Genomic DNA, 5,874 nt, shown 5'->3' on the forward strand with positions numbered 1-5,874 from the left:
GCGCAGCCTTGGCGTTGACGCTGTCGATGCAGTCGATCACACAGTCGATGTTCGGCGTGATGTATTCGGCCATGGTGTCGCGGGTGACGAAATCCGCCACCGCATGCACCGTGCAATCCGGGTTGATCCCGCGCAGGCGCTCAGCCATCACCTCGACCTTGGGCTTGCCGACGGTGCTGTCCAGCGCATGCAACTGACGGTTGGCATTGCTGACGCAGACGTCGTCGAGGTCGAACAGCGAAATCTCGCCCACGCCACACCGCGCCACCGCTTCCGCAGCCCAGGAGCCGACGCCACCGACGCCAACAATCGCCACGTGCGCCGCGCGCAGGCGCTCTAGCCCTTCGATGCCATACAAACGGGCGATGCCTGCAAACCGCGGATCTTCTGTACTCATGACCATTACCCCAAAAACCGGCGCGCATTATAGGGCCACACGCCAAAAGATCTAAGCTACAAGCGACAAGTGTAAGAACTTATGTGAAAGCCGATTGCCCAACGTCGTGCAATTCCCTGTCCGATGTACGTTCAGTGAACTGCCGGTGTAGGATGCGCGCCCCTTGGCGATCGCCAACCGTTCCTTCGTTCCACAGCCTTTGGAACCCGAAATAGCTATGTCATCGCGTAAATTTGGACTCAACCTGGTCGTGGTGCTCGCCATCGCAGCCTTGTTTACCGGCTTCTGGGCGCTGATCAATCGCCCGGTCACCGCCCCCAACTGGCCTGAACAGATCTCCGGTTTCTCGTACTCGCCGTTCCAGCAAGGCCAGTATCCGCAGAAAGAGCAGTACCCGACCGACGATCAAATGCGTCGCGATCTGGAGATAATGAGCAAGCTGACGGACAACATCCGTACCTACTCGGTCGATGGCACCCTGGGAGACATTCCCAAACTGGCAGAGGAATTCGGCCTGCGGGTTACCCTGGGGATCTGGATCAGCCCGGACCTGGAACGCAACGAGCGGGAAATCACCCGGGCCATCGAGATCGCCAACTCCTCACGCAGCGTGGTTCGTGTGGTCGTAGGCAACGAGGCCATCTTCCGTAAGGAAATTACCGCTGCCGAACTGAGCGTGCTCCTTGATCGCGTTCGCGCAGCCGTGAAGGTGCCGGTCACCACGTCCGAGCAATGGCACGTCTGGGAAGAACACCCGGAACTGGCCAAGCACGTCGACCTGATTGCCGCGCACGTACTGCCTTACTGGGAATACATCCCGGTGGACAAGGCCGGCCAGTTCGTCCTCGACCGCGCTCGCGATCTGAAAAAGATGTTCCCGAAAAAACCGCTGCTGCTGTCCGAGGTTGGCTGGCCTAGCAACGGCCGCATGCGTGGCGGCACCGATGCGAGCCCGGCAGATCAGGCGATCTACCTGCGCACGCTGGTGAACAAGCTTAACCGCCAGGGTTTCAACTACTTCGTGATCGAAGCGTTCGACCAGCCGTGGAAGGCCAGTGACGAAGGTTCGGTGGGCGCGTATTGGGGCGTGTTCAACGCTGCGCGTCAGCAGAAATTCAACTTCGAAGGCCCGGTCGTCGCGATCCCGCAATGGCGCGTGCTGGCCATCGGCTCGGCGGTGTTGGCCCTGCTGTCCCTGACCTTGCTGATGATTGACGGCTCGGCCCTGCGTCAACGTGGCCGCACCTTCCTGACTTTTATCGCCTTCTTGTGCGGTTCGGTGCTGGTGTGGATCGGCTACGACTACAGTCAGCAATACAGCACCTGGTTCAGCCTGACCGTAGGATTTCTCCTCGCACTCGGCGCACTCGGGGTCTTTATCGTACTGCTGACCGAGGCGCATGAACTGGCCGAAGCGGTCTGGACCCACAAACGCCGGCGTGAATTCCTGCCGGTGGTGGGCGATTCGGACTACAGGCCGAAAGTGTCGATTCACGTGCCGTGCTACAACGAGCCGCCGGAGATGGTCAAACAGACCCTCAACGCCCTGGCCAACCTCGACTATCCGGACTTCGAAGTCCTGATCATCGACAACAACACCAAGGACCCGGCCGTCTGGGAGCCGGTGCGCGATTACTGCGCAACCCTCGGTCCGCGCTTCAAGTTCTTCCACGTCGCACCGCTGGCCGGCTTCAAGGGCGGCGCGCTGAACTACCTGATTCCGCATACCGCCAAAGATGCCGAAGTGATTGCGGTGATCGACTCCGATTACTGCGTCGACCCGAACTGGCTCAAGCACATGGTGCCGCACTTCGCCGATCCGAAAATCGCCGTGGTGCAGTCGCCGCAGGATTATCGCGACCAGAACGAAAGCACCTTCAAGAAGCTCTGCTACGCGGAATACAAAGGCTTCTTCCACATCGGCATGGTCACCCGTAACGACCGCGACGCGATCATCCAGCACGGCACCATGACCATGACCCGGCGCTCGGTGCTCGAGGAACTCGGCTGGGCCGACTGGTGCATCTGCGAAGACGCCGAGTTGGGTCTGCGCGTGTTCGAGAAAGGCTTGTCGGCGGCGTACTACCACACCAGCTACGGCAAAGGCCTGATGCCCGATACCTTTATCGACTTCAAGAAACAGCGTTTCCGCTGGGCCTACGGTGCGATTCAGATCATCAAGCGTCACACCGCCAGCCTGCTGCGCGGCAAGGACACCGAGCTGACCCGTGGCCAGCGCTACCACTTCCTCGCGGGCTGGTTGCCGTGGGTGGCGGATGGCATGAACATCTTCTTCACCGTGGGCGCACTGTTGTGGTCGGCGGCGATGATCATCGTGCCGCAGCGGGTCGATCCGCCGTTGCTGATTTTCGCGATCCCGCCATTGGCGTTGTTCGTGTTCAAGGTCGGCAAGATCATCTTCCTCTACCGTCGCGCCGTTGGCGTGAACCTCAAGGACGCGTTCTGCGCGGCGCTGGCCGGGCTGGCGTTGTCGCACACCATCGCCAAAGCGGTGTTGTACGGCTTCTTCACCAGCAGCATTCCGTTCTTCCGCACGCCGAAAAATGCCGACAACCACGGCTTCTGGGTGGCGATTTCTGAAGCGCGTGAAGAGATGTTCATCATGCTGCTGTTGTGGGGCGCGGCGCTGGGGATCTTCCTGGTGAACGGGCTGCCGAGCAACGACATGCGCTTCTGGGTGATCATGTTGCTGGTGCAGTCGCTGCCGTACCTGGCGGCGCTGATCATGGCGTTCCTGTCCTCGCTGCCGAAACCGGCCGTCGAGGCCGAAACGGCACCGGCAGTCTAAATCTTTGCAGATGCACTAAACGGCGGCCAATGGCCGCCGTTTTGCTTTAAGATAACCGCCATTTTCCAGGCCTTGCCCCCCATTTCCCGTAGGAGCGAGGCTTGCCCGCGAACGAAGCGACTCGGTGTAACAGATACACCTCATTATCGTTCTTCGCGGGCAAGCCTCGCTCCTACAGATAAAGCACCGGAGTTTTCCATGACGGCCCACGCCGACCTTTCGCCGACCCTTCAACTCGCCATCGACCTGATCCGCCGTCCGTCCGTGACGCCGGTCGACGCCGATTGCCAGAAGCAGATGATGCAGCGCCTGGGCGATGCCGGTTTTATGCTTGAGCCAATGCGCATCGAAGATGTGGATAACTTCTGGGCCACCCACGGCAAACACGATGGCCCGGTATTGTGTTTCGCCGGCCACACCGACGTGGTCCCGACCGGCCCGGTGACCGCCTGGCAGATCGACCCGTTCAACGCACTGATCGACGAACACGGCATGCTCTGCGGTCGTGGCGCAGCGGACATGAAAGGCAGCCTGGCGTCCATGACCGTGGCCGCCGAGCGCTTCGTCGCCGATTACCCGGATCACAAGGGCAAAGTCGCGTTCCTGATCACCAGCGATGAAGAAGGCCCGGCGCACCACGGCACCAAGGCGGTGGTTGAACGCCTGGCGGCGCGCAAGGAGCGTCTGGACTGGTGCATCGTCGGCGAACCGTCGAGCACTACGCTGGTCGGTGACGTGGTCAAGAATGGCCGTCGCGGTTCCCTCGGCGCCAAGCTGACCGTACGCGGTGTGCAAGGTCACGTCGCTTATCCGCACCTCGCCAAGAACCCGATCCACCTCGCCGCCCCGGCGCTGGCCGAACTGGCCGCCGAGCATTGGGACCACGGCAACGATTTCTTCCCGCCGACCAGTTTCCAGATTTCCAACGTGAATTCCGGCACTGGCGCGACCAACGTGATCCCCGGTGATCTGGTGGCGGTGTTCAACTTCCGCTTCTCCACCGAATCCACCGTCGAAGGCCTGCAGAAACGCGTCGCCGATATCCTCGACAAGCATGGCCTGGACTGGCACATCGACTGGGCGCTGTCCGGTCTGCCATTCCTCACCGAACCGGGCGCGTTGCTGGACGCCGTCGCGTCGAGCATCAAGGACATCACCGGTCGCGAAACCAAAGCCTCCACCAGCGGTGGCACCTCCGATGGCCGTTTTATCGCGACCATGGGTACACAGGTGGTTGAACTGGGCCCGGTCAACGCGACGATCCACCAGGTCAACGAGCGCGTGCTGGCCGCCGACCTCGACGTGCTGACCGAAATCTACTACCAGACCCTGATCAAGTTGCTCGCCTGATGCTCGCCTGCCCGATCTGCAGCGAACCGCTGAACGCGGTGGACAACGGCGTGGCCTGCCCCGCCGGGCATCGTTTCGACCGCGCGCGCCAGGGTTACCTGAACCTGTTGCCGGTGCAGCACAAGAACAGCCGCGACCCTGGGGATAACCTGGCGATGGTCGAAGCCCGGCGCGACTTCCTGAACGCCGGGCATTACGCGCCGGTGGCCAGGCGTCTCGCTGAGCTGGCGGCGCAATACGCGCCGCAGCGCTGGCTGGACATCGGTTGTGGCGAGGGTTACTACACCGCGCAAATTGCCGAGGCGTTGCCGAACGCAGACGGTTACGCACTGGACATCTCCCGGGAAGCGGTCAAACGCGCCTGCAAACGCAACCCGCAGCTGACCTGGTTGATCGCCAGCATGGCGCGGGTGCCGTTGGCGTCCGGCAGTTGTCAGTTTCTCGCCAGCGTCTTCAGCCCGCTGGACTGGGAGGAAGCCAAACGCTTGCTCAGCCCCGGCGGCGGTTTGATGAAAGTCGGGCCGACCAGCGGCCACCTGATGGAATTGCGCGAGCGGCTGTACGACGAAGTGCGTGAGTACACCGACGACAAGCATCTGGCCCTGGTGCCGGACGGCATGGCGCTGCAACACAGTGAAACCCTGGAATTCAAGCTGACGCTTGCAAGTGGTCAGGATCGCGCCAACCTGTTGGCCATGACGCCTCACGGCTGGCGCGCCAGTGCCGAACGCCGGGCGGCGGTCATCGAACAAGTGGAACCGTTCGAGGTCACTGTTTCGATGCGCTACGATTATTTTGTTCTTCAATCTTAATTTTTGGTCTTGAGCAGCAGCTTGAGGCCGGCTAAATCCGCGAATGGATTTTTCAGACCCGCAGTGAGGACATCCATGCGCCAACCCGATATCGAGATTTACCTGAAAGACGCCGACGTCGACCACAAGGCCGTATCCGCCTGGCTCGGCGCGGCGCTGGGCCCGTGCACCGATTGGGTTCAGAAAGGTCAGACCTACAAGTGCAAGGCCGGCAACGTGCCAGTGACCTGGCTGCCGAAAGCGGTAGGAAAATGGAACAGCCTGTATCTGGAAAGCGACCAGACCCCGTGGGAAGACGACATCGCCTGCGCCCGCGCCGCGTTTGCCGCGCTGAACGTAGAAGTACGTTGTGCGCCGGGCAGTTGGGTCGAGGAAGAAGGTGAAGAGACAGCGGATCGCTGGATGCGCATCAGCGCCGATGGCGAAGAAGAGATCACCTGGAAAACTGCGTAACCCATCACACCACGAACCTGTAGGAGCGAGGCTTGCCCGCGAAGCTTTTAGCG

5 protein-coding genes are annotated in these 5,874 nt (G+C 61.3%); 4 read left to right on the forward strand and 1 reads right to left on the reverse strand.

Features of this window, described 5'->3' with window-relative positions:
* The coding region (locus tag KGA97_RS28820) for a ThiF family adenylyltransferase (protein WP_223481940.1) at nt 1–403 on the reverse strand (403 nt) is incomplete at its 3' end.
* Nucleotides 404–614: 211 nt separating this feature from the next.
* Between KGA97_RS28820 and KGA97_RS28825 the strand changes: the two genes are divergently transcribed.
* From KGA97_RS28825 to KGA97_RS28840, 4 genes are all read left to right on the forward strand, one after another.
* The gene (locus KGA97_RS28825) at nt 615–3,206 is read left to right on the forward strand and encodes a glycosyltransferase (protein WP_032829235.1); all 2,592 of its coding nucleotides are present in this window, start codon (nt 615–617) and stop codon (nt 3,204–3,206) included.
* 198 nt (nt 3,207–3,404) lie between these two features.
* Nucleotides 3,405–4,556: a succinyl-diaminopimelate desuccinylase gene (gene dapE / locus KGA97_RS28830; protein WP_008035465.1), complete on the forward strand. Its 1,152-nt coding sequence runs from the start codon at nt 3,405–3,407 to the stop codon at nt 4,554–4,556.
* Nucleotides 4,556–5,368: a putative RNA methyltransferase gene (locus tag KGA97_RS28835; protein ID WP_008039372.1), complete on the forward strand. Its 813-nt coding sequence runs from the start codon at nt 4,556–4,558 to the stop codon at nt 5,366–5,368. Before dapE ends, KGA97_RS28835 begins: the two co-directional genes overlap by 1 nt.
* 75 nt (nt 5,369–5,443) lie before the next feature.
* Entirely contained in the window at nt 5,444–5,821 is a 378-nt protein-coding gene (locus tag KGA97_RS28840) for a hypothetical protein (RefSeq protein ID WP_008035469.1), read from the forward strand.
* Nucleotides 5,822–5,874 lie beyond the last annotated feature (53 nt).

Origin of the sequence: Pseudomonas sp. BF-B-15 (genome assembly GCF_019946675.1) — a bacterium.
GTDB classification, from domain to species: Bacteria; Pseudomonadota; Gammaproteobacteria; order Pseudomonadales; family Pseudomonadaceae; genus Aquipseudomonas; species Aquipseudomonas migulae.